This is a genomic window from Hydrogenophaga sp. (assembly GCF_026125825.1).
Lineage (GTDB): Bacteria > Pseudomonadota > Gammaproteobacteria > Burkholderiales > Burkholderiaceae_C > Hydrogenophaga.
Genome location: NZ_JAHCKK010000050.1, coordinates 1 through 15,957 on the forward strand (window position 1 = coordinate 1; position 15,957 = coordinate 15,957).

The window sequence follows — 15,957 nt, forward strand, 5'->3', positions numbered from 1 at the left end:
ACCTGCGCCGCCGCGGGGTGAGCCCGCGGGTGCCCCCGCTGCACCTGATTGCGCTCGACACCTCGGGCTCGATGCGCCGGGGTGGGCGCCTGGCCTGGGCCAAGGGCTATGCCGCGCGCCTGATCGAGCAAGCCGCGCGCGCGGGCGACCACGTGGCCCTGCTGTGTTTCGGCGGCCAGGGCGTGCAGTTGCTGCTGCCCCCGGGCCCGGCCCGGGTGGCGGGCAGCGAGCGCGTGCGGCCCGTGGGCGGGGGCGGCGGCACGCCGCTGTCGGCCTGCCTGCGCGAGGCCGACCGCCTGTTGCGCAAGACCCGGCGGCAGCGCGGCACCGCAGGCGGCGATTGCCTGTGGCTGCTCACCGATGGCCGCACGCTCGAACAACCCACGGCCCCGACCGCAGCGGGCCACATCGTCGTCGTGGATTTCGACGACCCTTCGCGGCCCCTGGGCCGGTGCGCGGCCTGGGCCGAGCGCTGGCAGGCCGAACACCGCCTGCCGGCCTGACCACGCTTTGCACACCATGTCCCTCACACCCATGACCGAAGTGATCGTCTGCACCACCTGCCGCCCGCCGGGCGCGCCGCGCGATGAACCTGCCGCCGGCGCCCTGCTGTTCGAAGCCGTGCAGGCCGCGCAAGGGCGCGGCGCCGAACCCCGCGTGCGCGTGCGCGGCATGGCCTGCCTCAGCAGTTGTTCGCGCGCCTGCTCGGTGGCCTTCCAGGCACCGGGCAAACACACCTACCTGTTTGGCGATCTGCTGCCCGACGCCGAGACGGCCGAGCACGTGCTCGCCTGCGCCGGCCTGCACGCGGCCGCGAGCGACGGCAACCTGCTGCGCAACGAGCGGCCCGCGCGGCTGCGCAGCGGCATCCTCGCGCGCCTGCCGCCCAGCCTGATGGGGCCCGACGAATGAGCGCCGTCGGCTTCCTTCTCTCCTGTTCCTGCCTTGGGCGCCGAAAGGCGCGGCGCCCCGGCTTCCCTGTTCGCACGCCTCAACCTTTCTTGAAATGGAGCATCCCATGATTGGAACCAGCACCACGGCGCCCGCGGGCGTCACGTCCGCCGTGCGCAGCCTGCTGCTGCAACTGGCCGCCGCCGCCGCCCTCGGGCTGGTGGTTCTCTACGGCGTGGCGTTCGCCGAGAGCCCGGTCGCGCACAACGCGGCGCACGACGTGCGCCACGTCACCGTGAAGCCTTGCCACTGAGAGGCACCCCCGCCGCGCTCCGCGCGACCCCCTCCAGGGGGCGGCGCCTGCGGCCCGGCAGAGCCGGTTCCGAGGCACCTCTGGAATAGGGCATTCCTGTTCGTTTTTTGGAGATTGAAGATGATTTTTCAACGACTGATCTGGGCCGGCCTTGCCGTGGCCCTGGCCGTGGGCATCGTGCAGACCGGTGTGCAGCACCTGCAGGCCGTGCCCATCATCCTGGCCGCCGAGGCTTACGAAGACCAGAAGATCGAGGCGCCAGCCACTTTCAGCGAGGCCGCACCGTCCGGCCATGAGGGCCATGCCGGCCATGCCATGGCCGAGGCAACCGAGGAATGGGCCCCGGCCGACGGCTTCGAGCGCACCGCATGGACCTTCGCCGCCAACGTGCTGCATGCCTTCAGCATGGCGCTGCTGGTGTTCGCCGTGATGGGCGTGGCCCTGTGGCGCGGCACCACGCTGCGAGCGCTGCCGCTGGCCCTGGTGACCGCCGCCGCCGGCTGGCTGGCGTTCCACTTCTGGCCCTCGATCGGCCTGCATGCCGAGATTCCCGGCATGGATGCCGCCCGCCTGGGTTCGCGCCAGGGCTGGTGGACGCTGGCCGCCGTGAGCGCGGCGCTGGCCTGTGCCTGCGCCGCCGGCCTCAAGAGCCCCCTGCGCTGGCTGCTCGCCGCCGCGTTGCTGGCCTTGCCTTACGTGGTGGGTGCGCCGCACATCACCGCCGATCCGCTGGCCGGTTTCCAGGGCGAAGCCCAGGCCGTGCTGCGCGACCTCGGCACCCAGTTTGTCTGGGCGACCACCTGGGTGTCGCTGACGTTCTGGCTCTGCATGGGTGTGGCCTCGGGCCTGGCGTTCCAGCGCTGGCTGCAGCCGGCTCTGCGCGCCACCTTCGGCGAAGCCGGCAAGCTGCCGCAAACGGCCTGACCGTGCGGTGGTCTGCCTGCCCGCGGAGGCAGGCAGAATACCGCTCCCCTTAAGTCGAAAGGACCATCAACATGACGACCACGACCGACATCGCCGAGCGGCCTCTGCAGTTCCACGCCAAACCCACGGCTGAGCCCGCCACCGGCGCCGGCACGAACGCCTGGCGGGTGGAGGAGGTGCAGGCGCTGTTCGACCTGCCGTTCTCCGAACTGATCCACCGTGCGCAGACCGTGCACCGCGAACACTTCGACCCTGCCGAGGTCGAGCTCGCGACCCTCCTGTCGGTGAAAACCGGCGGTTGCCCGGAGGACTGCGGCTACTGCCCGCAGTCGGTGCATTTCGATACCGGCCTCACCGCCGGCAAGCTCATGGGTGTGGACGCGGTGCGCGAGGCCGCGCAGCGCGCCAAGCAGGCTGGTGCCACGCGCTTCTGCATGGGCGCGGCCTGGCGCGCGCCGAAGGACCGCGACGTCGACGCCGTGGCCGAACTCGTGCGCACCGTCAAGGCCGAGGGCCTGGAAGCCTGCGCCACGCTGGGCATGCTGTCCGACGGCCATGCCGAGATCCTGCGCGATGCGGGCCTGGACTACTACAACCACAACCTGGACAGCGCGCCCGACTTCTACGGCGAGATCATCACCACGCGCGATTACCAGGACCGCCTGGACACGCTGGCGCGCGTGCGAGGCGCGGGCGTGAAGGTCTGCTGCGGTGGCATCGTGGGCATGGGCGAGTCGCGCCTGCAGCGCGCCGCGCTGGTGGCCCAGCTCGCCAACCTCGCGCCCGACTATCCCGAGTCGGTGCCGATCAACCACCTGGTGAAGGTGCAGGGCACGCCGCTGGCCGATCAGCCCGACCTGGACCCGCTCGAGTTCGTGCGCACCATCGCGGTGGCGCGCATCACCATGCCGCGCGCCCGGGTGCGCCTGTCGGCCGGGCGCCAGCAGATGAGCGAGGCGGTCCAGGCCCTGTGTTTCCTGGCCGGCGCCAACTCCATCTTCTACGGCGAGAAGCTGCTTACCACCGGCAACCCCGACGTGGCGGCCGACATGGGCCTGCTGGCCAAGCTGGGCCTGCGGCCGCGCCACGTGTCGGCCGACTGAAGCCACCGCGCATGTCCTCGCTCAACGAGACCTGGCGCCAGCGCAGCCTCGCGGCGGTGTGGCACCCCTGCACCCAGATGAAGCTGCATGCGCCCGGTGGCGCGGGCCTGCCGCTGGTGCCGGTGGCGCGGGCCGAAGGGGTCTGGCTGCACGACCACGATGGCCGGCGCTACCTGGACGCGATCAGCTCCTGGTGGGTCAACTTGTTCGGGCACAACCACCCGGCCATCCGTGCGGCGCTGGTGGATCAGTTGAACCGGCTGGACCACGTGATGCTGGCCGGCTTCACCCATGAGCCCGTGGTGGAGCTGTCCGAGCGCCTGTCTTCGGCCACCGGGCTGGGCCATGCCTTCTATGGCAGCGACGGCGCCAGCGCCACCGAGATCGCGCTCAAGATGAGTGCGCACCACTGGCGCAACGCGGGGCGGCCGGGCAAGAGCCGCTTCGTCGGGCTGGCAGGCGGTTACCACGGCGAGACCGTGGGGGCGCTGGCCGTGACCGACATCGCGCTCTTTCGCGAGGCCTACGCACCGCTGGTGCGCCTGGCCGCCACCGTGCCCAGCCCCGATGCGCGTGGCGCGCTGCCGGGCGAGTCCGCCGCCGACGTGGCCGAGCGCGCCGCCTGCGCGCTGGCGGCCTGGCTGGCCGAGCACCACGCTGAGACGGCGGCGCTGATCGTCGAGCCGCTGATCCAGTGCGCCGCCGGCATGGCGATGCACGATCCCCATTACCTGCGGCGCGCGCGCGAGCTGTGCGACCGCTACGACGTGCACCTGGTGCTGGATGAGATCGCCGTGGGCTTCGGCCGCACCGGCACCCTGTTCGCCCACCAGCAGGCCGGCATCCGGGCCGACTTCCTGTGCCTCTCCAAGGGCCTGACCGGTGGCACGCTGCCGCTGTCGGTGGTGCTCACCACCGACGAGGTCTATGCCGCTTTCTACGACGACCAGGTCGCGCGCGGTTTCCTGCATTCGCACAGCTACACCGGCAACCCGCTGGCCTGCCGCGCCGCCCTGGCCACGCTCGACCTGTTCGAGCAGACCGACGCGCTGCGCCGCAACGTGGCCACCGCCGAACGGCTGGCCGCGCAGTTCGAGCCGCTCTCGGCGCACGCCCGCGTGCGCCACGTGCGCCGCCAGGGCATGGTGTTCGCCTGGGATGTGCTCAGCAGCCTGCCCGACTTCGGTCGCCGCTATGCCCGCCACGCGCTGGCGCAGGGGGTGGTGCTGCGGCCCATCGGCCACACGCTGTACGCCATGCCGCCCTACGTGATCGACGAAGCCGAAGGCGAGTGGCTGGCCCGAGGCGCACTGGCCGCGCTCCAGGCCACGCTGGCGGAAGAGGAGGCCGGCGCGCGCCCCGTTGGCATGGCGGAGGTGCGCGATGGCGTTTGACGGCTGCTTCGTCACCGGCACCGACACCGGCGTGGGCAAGACCCTGGTCAGCGCGGCCCTGCTGCACACGCTCGCGAGGCACCACCGCCGCGTCGTCGGCATGAAGCCGGTGGCGGCCGGCCTGATCGAGCACCAGGGGCAATGGGTCAGCGAAGACGTGCTGGCCCTGCGCGCGGCGTCCACGGTGGTGGTGCCGGCCGGACTCGACAACCCCGTGGCCTTGCCCGATGCCATGGCACCGCATCTCGCGGCCGAGCGCGTGGGCTGCACCCTGACGGTGGCCGAGCTGCTGGCCGCGCACCGCGCGCTGCGCGCGCACGCCGACGTGGTGGTGGTCGAGGGCGCGGGGGGCTGGCGCGTGCCGCTCAACGGCGAGGAGACCCTGGCCGACCTCGCGCGCGCCATGGGTGCGCCGGTGGTGCTGGTGGTGGGCCTGCGCCTGGGCTGCCTGAACCACGCGCTGCTGACCGCCGAGGCCATCCGCGCCGACGGCCTGGCGCTGGCAGGCTGGGTGGCCAACGCCATCGACCCCGACATGCCCTGCCGCGAGGAGAACATCGAGACGCTGCGCCGCTGGCTGCCGGCGCCGCTGCTGGGCCGTGTGCCCTGGCAGGGCGCCGCCCCCAAGGCCCAAGACATTGCGCTGGAGCTGCCCCATGACCTGGCTGGATGAATTCGATGGCCGGCTGGCCGCGCTGGACGCGCAGTCGCTGCGCCGCCGCCGCCGCGAGGTGGTGCCGGAGCAGGGCGCGCGGCTGCGCGTCGATGGGACGTCGTTGCTGGCCTTCTGCAGCAACGACTACCTCGGCCTGGCGCAGGACCCGCTGCTGCGCGAGGCGGTGCACGCCGCCGTGGACCGCTATGGCGTCGGGTCTGGCGCCTCGCCCATGGTCAGCGGCCACAGCGCCGCCAACGCCGCGCTGGAGCGCGAGCTCGCCCAGGCCGTGGGTCTGCCGCGCGCGCTGTACTTCTACGCCGGCTACGCCACCAACGCCAGCGTCGTGCCGGCCCTGGTGGCCCAGGGCGATGCCCTGTTCTCGGACGCCCTGAACCACGCCTGCCTGATCGACGGCGCGCGCCTGTCCCGCGCCACGGTGCACCGCTACCGCCACGCCGACCTGCCGCAGCTCGAGGCACTGCTGGCGGCCAGCCCGGCGCGGCGCAAGCTCGTGATCAGCGACGCGGTGTTCAGCATGGACGGCGACGTCGCAGACATCGCGGCGCTGCACGCGCTGTGCGAACGGCACGACGCCTTGCTGCTGCTGGACGACGCGCATGGCTTTGGCCTGCTCGGGCCGCAGGGGCGCGGCGCCCTGGCCGCTGCCGGGCTGTGCGGCGCGCAGGCCTCGCCGCGCGTGATCTACATGGCCACCCTCGGCAAAGCCCTGGGCGTGGCCGGCGCCTTCGTGGCCGGGCCCGATCGCCTGGTGGAGTGGCTGCTGCAAAAGACCCGCAGCTACACCTACGCCACGGCCGCGCCGGCGCTGCTGGCCGAGGCGGTGCGCGCCGGCCTGCGCTGCGTGCTCGGGCCCGATGGCGATCGCCGCCGGCAGCAGCTGCAGGCGCACATCGCACAATTGCGCGAGGGCCTGGCACCGGGGGCCGATGCCGCGTTCGACGCGGCCGGCTGGGCCCTGATGCCCTCGGCCACCGCGATCCAGCCGCTGGTGATCGGCGAGAACGCCGCCGCGCTGCGCGTGATGGCCGCGCTGCGGGAACAGGGGTTGTGGGTGCCCGCCATCCGAACGCCCACCGTGCCGACGGGCACCGCGCGGCTGCGCATCGCGCTCTCGGCCGCGCACCAGCCTTCGGACATCGAGGCGCTGCTGCAGGCCTTGCGGATCGCCGCGGCCAGCACCGCGGCGTTGCCCGCATGAACCTCCCGATGGACCTCCACCCCGGTCTGGCACCGGCGGCCCTGCTGCTGGCCCTGCTGGTGGACCGCTTCTGGGGCGAGCCTCCCGCACGGTGGCACCCGGTGGTGGGGATGGGGCGCTACCTCGGGGCGCTGGGCCCGCGCATCGCGCCGGTCTGGGGCGCACCCGCGGGCGCAGTGCGGCCCTTCGTGCTCGGCGCCCTGGCCTGGATGGCCGGCGCGCTGCTGGTGATGGCCATTGCCTTCGCGCTGATGCGGCTCGTGAGCGATGGGCCGGTGTGGCTGCAAGTCCTCGTCGCCGGTCTGCTGCTCAAGCCCCTGCTCGCGTGGCGCATGCTGCGCGAGGAGGTGATCGCGGTCGAAGCGGCGCTGGGCGAATCCCTGGCGGCCGGGCGCGAACGCCTGGGCTGGCTGGTGAGCCGCGACGTGGCCGCGCTGGACGAGGCGCAGGTGCGCGAGAGCGCGATCGAATCGCTGGCCGAGAATCTCAACGACTCGGTGGTGGCGCCGCTGTTCTGGTTCGCCGTCGCCGGCCTGCCCGGCGCAGCGCTCTACCGCTTTGCCAACACCGCCGACGCCATGTGGGGCTACCGGGGCGAGCGCCAGGGCCGCGACTGGACGTGGGCCGGCAAGTGGGCGGCGCGCGCCGATGACGTGCTCTCGTGGCTGCCCGCCCGCCTCACCGCGGTCCTGCTGGGTTTTCTGGGCGCTTTTCGGGGCTGGCGCTCGATGCCGGCGCAGGCGCGGCGCACACCGTCGCCCAACAGCGGCTGGCCCATGGCCGCCATGGCGCTGGCGTTGAATGTGCGCCTGGGCAAACCGGGGGTCTATGTGTTGAACGCCGAGGGTCGCAGCCCTCTGGCCGCCGATACCGCGCGGGCCCTGCAACTGGCTGGCGGGGTGGTACAAGCGTTGGCGGGCATGGCCGTGTTGTGGACCACGTTCGCCTGGAGCCCCATCGCATGACACACACACCGTTGAATTTTCATGGAGGCCCCGACGCACTGGGCGTGCCGGCCTGGGATTTCTCCACCAACGCCAATGCCTGCGGGCCTTGTCCGCAGGCGTGGGCCGCCGTGCAGCAGGCCGATGCGCGGCGCTACCCCGACCCGGCCTACACCGCGCTGCGCGAGGCGCTGGCGGCCTTTCACGCGGTCGATGCAGAGCGCATCGTGATCGCTGGCAGCGCCAGCGAATTCATCGGCCGCATCACCGCCTGGGTGGCGCGCGAAGGTGGCCGGCGCGTCTGGCTGCCCGAGCAGGCCTACGGTGACTACGCCCGCGCGGCCAGCGCCTGGGGGCTGGAGCGCACGACGGACCCGGCGCCGGCCGATCTGGCCTGGCTGTGCGAGCCCGCCAGCCCGCTCGGCCAGGCAGAGCCTCGTGCGCGCGATGTGGCGGCATCGGGCGCGGCCACGGTGGTGCTGGACCGCGCCTACGAACCGCTGCGACTGGCTGGACAAAGCAGCCTCGACCCGGCAGCCCTGGAGCGGGTCTGGCAACTCTGGACCCCCAACAAGGCGCTGGGTCTCACGGGTGTGCGCGGCAGCTACGCCATTGCCCCCGTGGGGCAGGCGCGCATGGCGCGCTCGCTGGAACAACTCGCCCCTTCCTGGCCGCTTGGCGCGCATGCCGTGGCCTTGCTCGAGGCCTGGACATCGCCCGCAGCGCAGGCCTGGGTCGAGCGCACCCTGCCCAGACTGAGCCAATGGATGCGAGACCAGCAGGCCCTGCTGGCCGGGCTGGGCTGGACGGTGCGGCCCAGCGATGCCCCTTACTTCTGCGCTGCGCCACCGCAGGCACTGAACGTGCCTGCCCTGCGCGCGCGGGGCGTCAAACTGCGCGACGCCCGCTCGTTCGGCCTGCCGGGACAGTGGCGCCTGAGCGCCCAGCCGCCCGAGGCCCAGGCGGCCTTGCGCGCGGCCCTGCTGGCGCAAGAGGAGCACGTGGCATGACGGCGCGTTGCGTGATGGTGCTGGGCACGACCAGCGGCGCCGGCAAGAGCTGGCTCACCACCGCGCTGTGCCGGCACTACGCGCGCCTGGGGCTCAAGGTCGCGCCGTTCAAGGCGCAGAACATGAGCAACAACGCGCGCGTGGTCGATGGCGGCGAGATCGGCAGCGCCCAGTACTTTCAGGCGCTCGCGGCCCGCGCCCAGCCTGAGGTGCGCATGAACCCGCTGCTGCTCAAGCCTGAGGCCGACACGCGCAGCCAGGTGGTGCTGATGGGGCAGGTGAACGACACCCTGTCCGACATGCCCTGGCGGGGGCGCAGCCTGCACGTGTGGCCGCAGATCGCCGCCGCGCTGGATGCGCTGCGCGAAGAGAACGACGTGGTGGTGATCGAAGGCGCCGGCTCGCCGGCCGAGATCAACCTGCACGCCAGCGACATCGTGAACATGCGCGTGGCCCTGCACGCGCAGGCGCGCTGCCTGCTCGTGACCGACATTGACCGGGGCGGCGCCTTCGCCCATCTCTACGGCACCTGGGCCCTGCTGCCGCCCGAGGAGCGCGCGCTCATCCAGGGTTTCGTGCTCAACAAGTTCCGCGGCGATGCGAGCCTGCTGGCCCCGGCGCCCCAGCAATTGCAGGAACTCACCGGCGTGCCCACGGTGGCGGTGCTGCCCATGTGGTGGCAGCACGGCTTGCCGGAGGAGGATGGGGTGTTCGACGACCGCTCACGCGCTTCGGGTGCCGTCCAAAAAACCATTGCGGTGATCGCCTACCCGCGCATCAGCAACCTCGACGAGTTCCAGCCGCTCAAGAACGTGCCCGGTGTGCGCCTGGTGTGGGCGCGCACGCCAGCCGAATGCGCCGGGGCCGACTGGATCGTGCTGCCCGGCAGCAAGGCCACGGCCGCCGACCTGGCCTGGCTGCGATCCCAGGGGCTGGACCGTGCCATTGCCGCGCATGCCGCCCAGGGCGGCGCGGTGCTGGGCGTGTGCGGGGGTCTGCAGATGCTGGGCGAGGCGCTCATCGACCCTCACGGCATTGACGGCAACGCGCCCGGCCTGGGCCTGTTGCCGCTGGTGACACAGTTCGAGCCGCAGAAGACCGTGCGCCGCACGCAGACCCGATTCGGCCACCTCGCCGGGCCGTGGGCCGCGCTCTCGGACGGGGACGCCGCAGGCTATGAAATCCACCACGGCCAGACCTTGCCACACGCGGCCATGGCCGCCGCTGGCGATGTGGCGCGCGAGGCGCTGCCCGACGGCCTGGGCTGGCAGAACGCACAGGGCAATGTGCTCGGCGTCTACCTGCACGGCCTGTTTGAAGACCCGCGCGTGCTGCACGCGCTGTTTGGCGCCACCGTGCCCACGCTGGAGACCGTGTTCGACGGCCTGGCCGATTTCCTCGCCTCCCATATCGAGCCCGGCGTGCTCGACCAACTCATCGCACCCCGACCATGAACCCCATCTCCGACCTCACTCAACCCGAACTGGCCGAGCAGTTGCAGCGCGCGCTGGACAACAAGACCAAGCCCGTGGGCTCGCTGGGCCGCCTCGAAACCCTGGCGCAGCGCATCGGCCTGATCCTGGGCACCGACCGGCCCGAACTGCGATCGCCGCAAATGCTGGTGTGCGCCGCCGACCATGGCCTGGCCGCGCGCGGTGTCTCGGCCTACCCGAGCGATGTGACCTGGCAGATGGTGGAGAACTTCCTGGCCGGCGGCGCGGCGGTGAGCGTCCTTGCGCGCCAGCATGGCATCGGCCTGAACGTGATCGACTGCGGCGTGCGGCACGACTTCGCACCACGCGAAGGCCTGTTCATTCGCAAGGTCGGGCCCGGCACGGCCGACGCGCTCGACGGCCCGGCCATGAGCGCGGCCCAGTGCGCGCAGGCCATCGAGAACGGGCGTGAGGTGCTGCACGGGCTGCCGGGCAACGCGCTGCTGCTGGGCGAGATGGGCATCGGCAACACCTCGGCGGCCTCCTTGCTGCTCGCGCGGCTGGCGGGGCTCGATGTGGCCGACGTCACCGGCGCGGGAACCGGCCTGGACGCGGCGGCGGTGCAGCGCAAGATCGGCATCTTGCGCGAGGTGCTGGCGCGCCACGCCAGGGCCACGGCACCGCTGGATGCCTTGGCCGCCTTCGGCGGATTCGAGATCGCCACGCTCACCGGCGCGGTGTTGCAGGCCGCCGAAGAGCGGCGCGTGATCGTGGTCGATGGCTTCATCGCCACCGCCGCCGTGCTGGTGGCCGCGCGCCTGCAGCCCCACGTCGTGCAGCGCTGCGTCTTCGCGCACTGCTCGGGCGAGCGTGGCCACGCGCTGATGCTCGCGCACCTCAAGGCCGTGCCACTGCTCGACCTGGGCCTGCGGCTGGGCGAAGGCTCGGGCGCCGCGCTGGCCTGGCCGCTGCTCGTGAGTGCCTGCGCGCTGCTGCGCGAGATGGCCAGTTTCGAATCGGCCGGCGTCTCGCGCAGCGACGAAACGACGGCACCCGCGCGCCACTGAGATGCCCGCCTTCATCCGCCACTTTCTGCTCGCCCTGCAGTTCTTCACCCGCATTCCGGTGACGGGACGGCTGGCCGCCTGGGTGGGTTTCAGCCAGGCCATGCTGCGCGCGAGCGCGGCCCATTTCCCCGGCGTGGGCTGGGTCGTGGGCGCGCTCACGGCGGCGGTGCTGTGGGGTCTGCTCGCGCTGCTGCCGCCCGTGCCTGCCGCGCTGTGGGTGGCGGTGGTGCTCAGCACCGTGTTCAGCGTGATGCTCACGGGGGCCTTTCATGAAGACGGCCTGGCCGACCTCGCCGATGGGCTGGGCGGCAGCGCTCAGCGCGAACGCGCGCTGGACATCATGAAAGACTCGCGCATTGGCAGCTACGGCGCGATTGCGCTGGTGCTGGCGTTGCTCAGCAAAGTGGCGCTGGTCGCGCTGCTGGCGCAGGGCAGCGGGTGGCTCGCCGTGGTGGCGTTGTTCGCCGCACACGTCACCTCGCGCACCATGCCCCTGTTCATCATCCGCGCGCTGCCCCACGTGGGGGACACGCCGCAGTCCAAAAGCAAGCCGCTGGCCGAGAGCCTGTCCAACGCGGGCCTGCTTGCCGGTCTGGTCTGGTGGGCGCTGGCCATGGCGCTGGCGTGGTGGCTGCTGCCTGGCGCCCCCTGGGGGCCCGCGGTGCTGGGCGCGCTGGTCGGCCTGGCCTGGATGGGGCGCCTGCTGCATCGCCGCCTGCAGGGTTTCACCGGCGACGGACTGGGCGCCACGCAGCAGGTCTGCGAACTGCTGTTCTACCTGGGGCTGGCCTTGTCGCTGCCCGTGCTCGCATGAAGCTCTGGCTGCTTCGGCACGCGCCGGTGATGCTGGGCCCGGGCCTGTGCTACGGGTCCAGCGATGTGCCGGCCCACGCCGCGCTCACGCGCGAAGCGGCGATGGCGGTATCGCCCCTGCTGCCACCGGGCACGCCGGTGTGGGTGTCCGGCCTGCTGCGCGCGCAACAGCTGGCGGCTGCGCTGCAGGTCGAGCGCAGCGACCTGGGCGCCGCGCGCATCGACACCCGGCTCAACGAAATGGACTTTGGCGTCTGGGAACTGCAGCGTTGGGACAGCGTGCCGCCCGATGCCTTCGACGCCTGGATGGCCGATTTTGCGCACCACCGCTTCGGCGGTGTCGAGAGCACGCAGATGCTGCTTTACCGCGTGGCCGCCGCGCTGGGCGAGTTGCGGCCTGCGCCCAGCACCAACGTGCTCTGGATCACCCATGCCGGCGTGATCCGCGCGGTGCGGCACATCCTGAGCAGCGGGGTGCACATCCGCGAAGCGGCCGAGTGGCCCAAGGACGCGCCCGAGCCGGGGGGGTGGGTGACGGTCGAGCTCTGAGCGGGGCCACGTGATGACGGGCAATGTGTCTCGCGTGACCGAGCTGGAGAGTTACCAGGGCAACGCCGAGGCCGAGACGGTGGGCCAGTGGGAGATGGGGACCTACACCCAGATTCACCGCCTGCGGGGCATTCCTGAAACGGGCAAGTTCTGGTTCCACGACCTGCAAGACAAGCGGCACCACCTGTGGCTGAGCTTCTACCTGCGCGAGCGGGCGGTGAGCGAGGCCGACCTGAGCGAAGTGCGCGCGGCGTTCGACGAACTGTTCCCCGGGCGCACCTTGGAGGACAACGACGAGCTGCCGGGTGAAGCCGACATGGCGCGGGTGGTGGTGAATGTGAATGAGGACTTCAGCCGCATCACGGCCACCTTGGTCAAGGGCGATGTGCGCATGCCGCTGCCGGTGGGCAAGACGCAGCACTTCGAGCTGGAGCCGTTCACGCACTGGCCGGGCAACAAGACCGAAGCGATCACGCCCGAGGCGCGGCACTTGTTTCTGTACGGGCCGCCGGCTTGAGCCCTCATCGGACGGTGCTGGGTACCGAGTGCTTGGTGCGCGGCGTGGCCGGAGGGGTGCATCCTCGAGGTGCCAGCAACGAAGCTCCGCCCCACGTCTGCTTTGAAGGCCCCTTGCCAGAACATGCTGCACCTCACACCCAAGGCCTGTATCGGAACGAAGCCACCGACAGCGTTGAATCCGACGATCGATGGCTACAGCCCCAGCCAGCCCAGCAGCTCGCGCAGCTTCTTCTCTGCGCTGGTGTCAAAGGCCTGGATGCCCACGCTCTTGAGCACGGCCTGGCCGGCCTCGCTCTCCGGCAGGGCGCGCAGGGCCTTTTGCATGGCCTCGATCTGGGCCGGGGTGAACTCGCGGTCGACGATCAGCGGAAAGTAGGGCTGGGACACACTGGTGTGCAGCACGCGGTGGCCGCTCTTGTCCAGCGACTTGGCCACGCCCGAGTAGGAGGCCACGCCACCCACGTCGGCGAATTTGTTGGTGAGGTAGAACGGCACCGCGCCTTGTTCGCGCACGCGCTGGACGTTCTCCTTGGCGATGTCGATGCCCGCGTCGCGCAGGGCCGAGGCGCAGAACTTGGCCATGTAGGCCGCCGGCTCGGGCAGCACCAGGCGCTTGCCCTTGATGTCGGCCACCGTTTTGTAGGTCGACTCCTTGGGCACGACGATCAGGCACTGCCCATCGGGTTTGGCCGAGGCCACGTATTGGTAGCCGTAGTCGCGCATGCCCCGCGCCGGGAAGTCGCTGGGGCGCGCCATCGCCAGGGCGAACCGCCGCTCCTTCATGCCTTCCTCGAGCGACGAGAACTCGCGGATGAACACCACGTTCACCTTCTGGTTGATGCTCTTGCCAATCACATCCGCCAGTCCCTGGTACTTGGCGATCACGCGCGCGTGGTCGGTCCCGCCCGAGGTGCCTTCGCTGATGGCCAGGATCAGGTCTTTGGCCTGTGCCGTTCCCGCGCACAGCGACAAAGCCAGCAGGCTGCGGGCAAACAATGTTTTCATTCTGAGTGTCCCCTGGATGCAAAGAATCCATCGTAGATGCACCAAAGGTGTGCATCCGGTTCCCGGCGACGAACGCGACACTCCGCGCCCCTGGACGGCAGGGTGCCCTGCGCCCGGCTCAAAGGGAGAGGGTTTTGTCCTTGAAGTCGCAATAGGCCATCACCGCGCAGCGCGGGCACAGCGGCTTGCGCGCTTGGCACACGTAGCGCCCGTGCAGGATGAGCCAATGGTGCGAGTCCACCGCGTAGGCGGGCGGCACGCGCTTCATCAGCTGCAGCTCCACCGCCAGCGGCGTCTTGCCCGGCGCCAGGCCGGTCCGGTTGCTCACGCGGAAGATGTGCGTGTCCACCGCCATGGTGGGTTCGCCGAAGGCCACGTTGAGCACCACGTTGGCCGTCTTGCGGCCCACGCCGGGCAGGGCTTCGAGCGCCTCGCGCGTGCCGGGCACCTCGCCGCCGTGCTGTTCCACCAGCATGCGGCAGGTCTGCATCAGGTGTTTGGCTTTGCTGCGGTACAGGCCGATGGTCTTGATGTAGCTCTCCAGCCCTTCGAGCCCGAGGTCGAGGATGGCCTGCGGCGTGTTCGCCACCGGGAACAGTTTGCGCGTGGCCTTGTTGACGCCCACGTCGGTGGCCTGGGCCGAGAGCAGCACGGCGGTGAGCAGTTCGAACACGCTGGTGTATTCGAGCTCGGTCTGCGGGGTCGGGTTGGCGGCCTGGAGCGTGGCGAAAAAAGCTTCGATCTGGGTGGGCGTCATGGGCTGGGATTCTCGCTCAGCTCAGGCGCGCTCGGCCTCGGCGCGCAGCCAGTTCGCGAAGTCCAGCGCGTCGGGGTTGTCGTGCGCGTGGGGTGCCACTTCCACGTAGTAGCCCCGGCGCGTGGCCGCGCCGCCGCTGCGAAACGGCGCGACCAGTTTGCGTTCGTCCACCAGCGACTGCAGCAGCGGCAGCCGGCCGATCACCACGCCTTGCCCTGCCACGGCGGCGGCCACCGCGTCGGCGTACTGGGTGAAGTGCATGGTGTTCTTCATGCGCATGTCGTGCAGGCCCATCACCTGAAACCAGGGGTCCCAGTCGGAGGTGAGGGCATGGCCGGCCGGCTTCTCCACGGTCAGCAGCGTGTGGCGGGCCAGGTCGGCGGGTTGGCGCAACGGGGCTTCCTTGTGGCGCAACAGCGCGGGTGAGCACAGCGGCTGCACCACCTCTTCGAACAGCGCCTGCCCGCGCCCCAGGCTGGAGGGCACGAAGCGCACCGCCACGTCGAGCCGGTGGCGCTCCAGGTCCATGATGTCCATGGAGGCCGAGATGCGCACGTCCACCTGCGGGTGGCTGGCCGCGAAGCGCGCGAGCCGGGGGATGAGCCAGAGCGAGGCGAAGCCGTGCGTGCAGGTCATGGCGACCTGGCGCAGGCGCGGGCCGGGCCTCACGCGCGCCGAGGCGTCGCGCAGTCGCTCCAGCGCATCGCGCGTGGCCCGCTGCATCACCTCGCCAGCTTCGGTCAACACCAGCGCGCGGTGCCGCCGCTCGAACAGCGGCGTGCCCAGGCTGTCTTCCAGCAGCTGGATCTGCCGGCTCACGGCCGATTGCGTGAGGTTGAGTTCCTGCGCCGCCAGCGTGAAGCTCAGCGCGCGCGCCGCGGCGTCGAAGCAGGGCAGCAGGTCCAGCCGCAGCATCTGCGAGCGCGCAAGCGGCTCGGTGGCGGGTTTCACATTCTTGAATGGCATGCGAAGCATTCGAAATGAACGTTTGTCCAGTATAGGGCGGCTCCGTACAGTCATGCACATCCCTGATGCGAAAGGAGCCTTCCATGACAACCGACATCCTCACCGTGGACCTGAACATGCCCCACCGGGCGGTGAAGGCCATTCCCTCGGGCGCTTTGCGCCTGGTCTGCCGCGAAGGCATCGTCTGGATCACGCTGGACCACGACCAGCAGGATGTGATCCTGAACGCGGGCGATCATTTCGTCGCCCAACCCCACCACCGCGTGATCGCCTACGCCTTGCAGGCCGCCGTGCTGCGGCTGGAGCCCGTGCCTTGTGCGCGGCGAGCCACCGCCTCGCGCTGGAACTGGCTGCCGCGGCGCCGCCCGCGCGCCCTGGCCGCGGCCTGAGGA

At 71.1% G+C, this 15,957-nt stretch carries 19 protein-coding genes; 16 read left to right on the forward strand and 3 right to left on the reverse strand.

Annotated features, from left to right (window positions below; all coding sequences use genetic code 11):
• From KIT86_RS15715 to KIT86_RS15785, 15 genes are all read left to right on the forward strand, one after another.
• A partial coding sequence (locus KIT86_RS15715) for a VWA domain-containing protein (RefSeq protein WP_297400007.1) occupies window positions 1–503 on the forward strand: 503 nt, incomplete at its 5' end.
• Between the two features lie 16 nt (window positions 504–519).
• Complete coding sequence (locus tag KIT86_RS15720; RefSeq protein ID WP_297400009.1) at window positions 520–912, forward strand: DUF1636 domain-containing protein; 393 nt, start codon at window positions 520–522, stop codon at window positions 910–912.
• A gap of 106 nt (window positions 913–1,018) precedes the next feature.
• Complete coding sequence (locus KIT86_RS15725; RefSeq protein ID WP_297400011.1) at window positions 1,019–1,204, forward strand: CbtB domain-containing protein; 186 nt, start codon at window positions 1,019–1,021, stop codon at window positions 1,202–1,204.
• A gap of 120 nt (window positions 1,205–1,324) precedes the next feature.
• Window positions 1,325–2,128: a CbtA family protein gene (locus tag KIT86_RS15730; RefSeq protein WP_297400013.1), complete on the forward strand. Its 804-nt coding sequence runs from the start codon at window positions 1,325–1,327 to the stop codon at window positions 2,126–2,128.
• 71 nt (window positions 2,129–2,199) lie between these two features.
• On the forward strand, window positions 2,200–3,231 hold the full coding sequence (gene bioB / locus KIT86_RS15735) for a biotin synthase BioB (RefSeq protein WP_297400015.1): 1,032 nt from the start codon (window positions 2,200–2,202) through the stop codon (window positions 3,229–3,231).
• A gap of 11 nt (window positions 3,232–3,242) precedes the next feature.
• Entirely contained in the window at window positions 3,243–4,625 is a 1,383-nt protein-coding gene (locus KIT86_RS15740) for an adenosylmethionine--8-amino-7-oxononanoate transaminase (protein ID WP_297400017.1), read from the forward strand.
• Window positions 4,615–5,298 (forward strand): dethiobiotin synthase, encoded by a 684-nt coding sequence (gene bioD, locus KIT86_RS15745; protein WP_297400018.1) that lies wholly within the window; start codon window positions 4,615–4,617, stop codon window positions 5,296–5,298. Before KIT86_RS15740 ends, bioD begins: the two co-directional genes overlap by 11 nt.
• The gene (locus tag KIT86_RS15750) at window positions 5,282–6,502 is read left to right on the forward strand and encodes an 8-amino-7-oxononanoate synthase (protein WP_297400020.1); all 1,221 of its coding nucleotides are present in this window, start codon (window positions 5,282–5,284) and stop codon (window positions 6,500–6,502) included. Before bioD ends, KIT86_RS15750 begins: the two co-directional genes overlap by 17 nt.
• Window positions 6,499–7,467, forward strand: a complete 969-nt coding sequence (gene cbiB, locus KIT86_RS15755) for an adenosylcobinamide-phosphate synthase CbiB (protein ID WP_297400023.1) — start codon at window positions 6,499–6,501, stop codon at window positions 7,465–7,467. The genes KIT86_RS15750 and cbiB overlap by 4 nt, the downstream gene beginning before the upstream one ends.
• Complete coding sequence (locus KIT86_RS15760; protein ID WP_297400025.1) at window positions 7,464–8,456, forward strand: aminotransferase class I/II-fold pyridoxal phosphate-dependent enzyme; 993 nt, start codon at window positions 7,464–7,466, stop codon at window positions 8,454–8,456. The genes cbiB and KIT86_RS15760 overlap by 4 nt, the downstream gene beginning before the upstream one ends.
• Window positions 8,453–9,910 (forward strand): cobyric acid synthase, encoded by a 1,458-nt coding sequence (locus tag KIT86_RS15765; protein ID WP_297400027.1) that lies wholly within the window; start codon window positions 8,453–8,455, stop codon window positions 9,908–9,910. Before KIT86_RS15760 ends, KIT86_RS15765 begins: the two co-directional genes overlap by 4 nt.
• Window positions 9,907–10,956: a nicotinate-nucleotide--dimethylbenzimidazole phosphoribosyltransferase gene (gene cobT / locus KIT86_RS15770; RefSeq protein WP_297400029.1), complete on the forward strand. Its 1,050-nt coding sequence runs from the start codon at window positions 9,907–9,909 to the stop codon at window positions 10,954–10,956. Before KIT86_RS15765 ends, cobT begins: the two co-directional genes overlap by 4 nt.
• A 1-nt stretch (window position 10,957) precedes the next feature.
• A complete protein-coding gene (locus KIT86_RS15775; protein ID WP_297400031.1) occupies window positions 10,958–11,770 on the forward strand; it encodes an adenosylcobinamide-GDP ribazoletransferase in 813 nt (270 codons plus the stop codon).
• A complete protein-coding gene (locus tag KIT86_RS15780) occupies window positions 11,767–12,318 on the forward strand; it encodes a histidine phosphatase family protein (RefSeq protein ID WP_297400033.1) in 552 nt (183 codons plus the stop codon). The genes KIT86_RS15775 and KIT86_RS15780 overlap by 4 nt, the downstream gene beginning before the upstream one ends.
• Before the next feature lie 10 nt (window positions 12,319–12,328).
• The gene (locus KIT86_RS15785; RefSeq protein WP_297400036.1) at window positions 12,329–12,835 is read left to right on the forward strand and encodes a hypothetical protein; all 507 of its coding nucleotides are present in this window, start codon (window positions 12,329–12,331) and stop codon (window positions 12,833–12,835) included.
• A gap of 194 nt (window positions 12,836–13,029) precedes the next feature.
• Here the strand turns inward: KIT86_RS15785 and KIT86_RS15790 are convergent, their stop codons facing one another.
• From KIT86_RS15790 to KIT86_RS15800, 3 genes are all read right to left on the reverse strand, one after another.
• Window positions 13,030–13,842, reverse strand: a complete 813-nt coding sequence (locus tag KIT86_RS15790; RefSeq protein WP_297400038.1) for a PhnD/SsuA/transferrin family substrate-binding protein — start codon at window positions 13,840–13,842, stop codon at window positions 13,030–13,032.
• A gap of 118 nt (window positions 13,843–13,960) precedes the next feature.
• Window positions 13,961–14,599, reverse strand: a complete 639-nt coding sequence (gene nth / locus KIT86_RS15795; protein ID WP_297400040.1) for an endonuclease III — start codon at window positions 14,597–14,599, stop codon at window positions 13,961–13,963.
• 21 nt (window positions 14,600–14,620) lie between these two features.
• Window positions 14,621–15,565 carry a LysR substrate-binding domain-containing protein gene (locus tag KIT86_RS15800; protein WP_297400042.1) on the reverse strand — a complete coding sequence of 315 codons (945 nt, stop codon included), beginning with the start codon at window positions 15,563–15,565 and terminating at the stop codon, window positions 14,621–14,623.
• Window positions 15,566–15,648: 83 nt separating this feature from the next.
• Between KIT86_RS15800 and KIT86_RS15805 the strand changes: the two genes are divergently transcribed.
• The gene (locus tag KIT86_RS15805) at window positions 15,649–15,954 is read left to right on the forward strand and encodes a DUF2917 domain-containing protein (protein WP_297400043.1); all 306 of its coding nucleotides are present in this window, start codon (window positions 15,649–15,651) and stop codon (window positions 15,952–15,954) included.
• Window positions 15,955–15,957: the final 3 nt, after the last annotated feature.

Excerpts from the sequence above, each read along its gene's own strand:
- KIT86_RS15720 (WP_297400009.1), top strand. The coding sequence starts at position 520 with ATGTCCCTCACACCCATGACCGAAGTGATCGTCTGCACCACCTGCCGC.
- KIT86_RS15725 (WP_297400011.1), top strand. The coding sequence starts at position 1,019 with ATGATTGGAACCAGCACCACGGCGCCCGCGGGCGTCACGTCCGCCGTG.
- KIT86_RS15730 (WP_297400013.1), top strand. The coding sequence starts at position 1,325 with ATGATTTTTCAACGACTGATCTGGGCCGGCCTTGCCGTGGCCCTGGCC.
- bioB (WP_297400015.1), top strand. The coding sequence starts at position 2,200 with ATGACGACCACGACCGACATCGCCGAGCGGCCTCTGCAGTTCCACGCC.
- KIT86_RS15740 (WP_297400017.1), top strand. The coding sequence starts at position 3,243 with ATGTCCTCGCTCAACGAGACCTGGCGCCAGCGCAGCCTCGCGGCGGTG.
- bioD (WP_297400018.1), top strand. The coding sequence starts at position 4,615 with ATGGCGTTTGACGGCTGCTTCGTCACCGGCACCGACACCGGCGTGGGC.
- KIT86_RS15750 (WP_297400020.1), top strand. The coding sequence starts at position 5,282 with ATGACCTGGCTGGATGAATTCGATGGCCGGCTGGCCGCGCTGGACGCG.
- cbiB (WP_297400023.1), top strand. The coding sequence starts at position 6,499 with ATGAACCTCCCGATGGACCTCCACCCCGGTCTGGCACCGGCGGCCCTG.
- KIT86_RS15760 (WP_297400025.1), top strand. The coding sequence starts at position 7,464 with ATGACACACACACCGTTGAATTTTCATGGAGGCCCCGACGCACTGGGC.
- KIT86_RS15765 (WP_297400027.1), top strand. The coding sequence starts at position 8,453 with ATGACGGCGCGTTGCGTGATGGTGCTGGGCACGACCAGCGGCGCCGGC.
- cobT (WP_297400029.1), top strand. The coding sequence starts at position 9,907 with ATGAACCCCATCTCCGACCTCACTCAACCCGAACTGGCCGAGCAGTTG.
- KIT86_RS15775 (WP_297400031.1), top strand. The coding sequence starts at position 10,958 with ATGCCCGCCTTCATCCGCCACTTTCTGCTCGCCCTGCAGTTCTTCACC.
- KIT86_RS15780 (WP_297400033.1), top strand. The coding sequence starts at position 11,767 with ATGAAGCTCTGGCTGCTTCGGCACGCGCCGGTGATGCTGGGCCCGGGC.
- KIT86_RS15790 (WP_297400038.1), bottom strand. The coding sequence starts at position 13,842 with ATGAAAACATTGTTTGCCCGCAGCCTGCTGGCTTTGTCGCTGTGCGCG.
- nth (WP_297400040.1), bottom strand. The coding sequence starts at position 14,599 with ATGACGCCCACCCAGATCGAAGCTTTTTTCGCCACGCTCCAGGCCGCC.
- KIT86_RS15800 (WP_297400042.1), bottom strand. The coding sequence starts at position 15,565 with ATGCCATTCAAGAATGTGAAACCCGCCACCGAGCCGCTTGCGCGCTCG.
- KIT86_RS15805 (WP_297400043.1), top strand. The coding sequence starts at position 15,649 with ATGACAACCGACATCCTCACCGTGGACCTGAACATGCCCCACCGGGCG.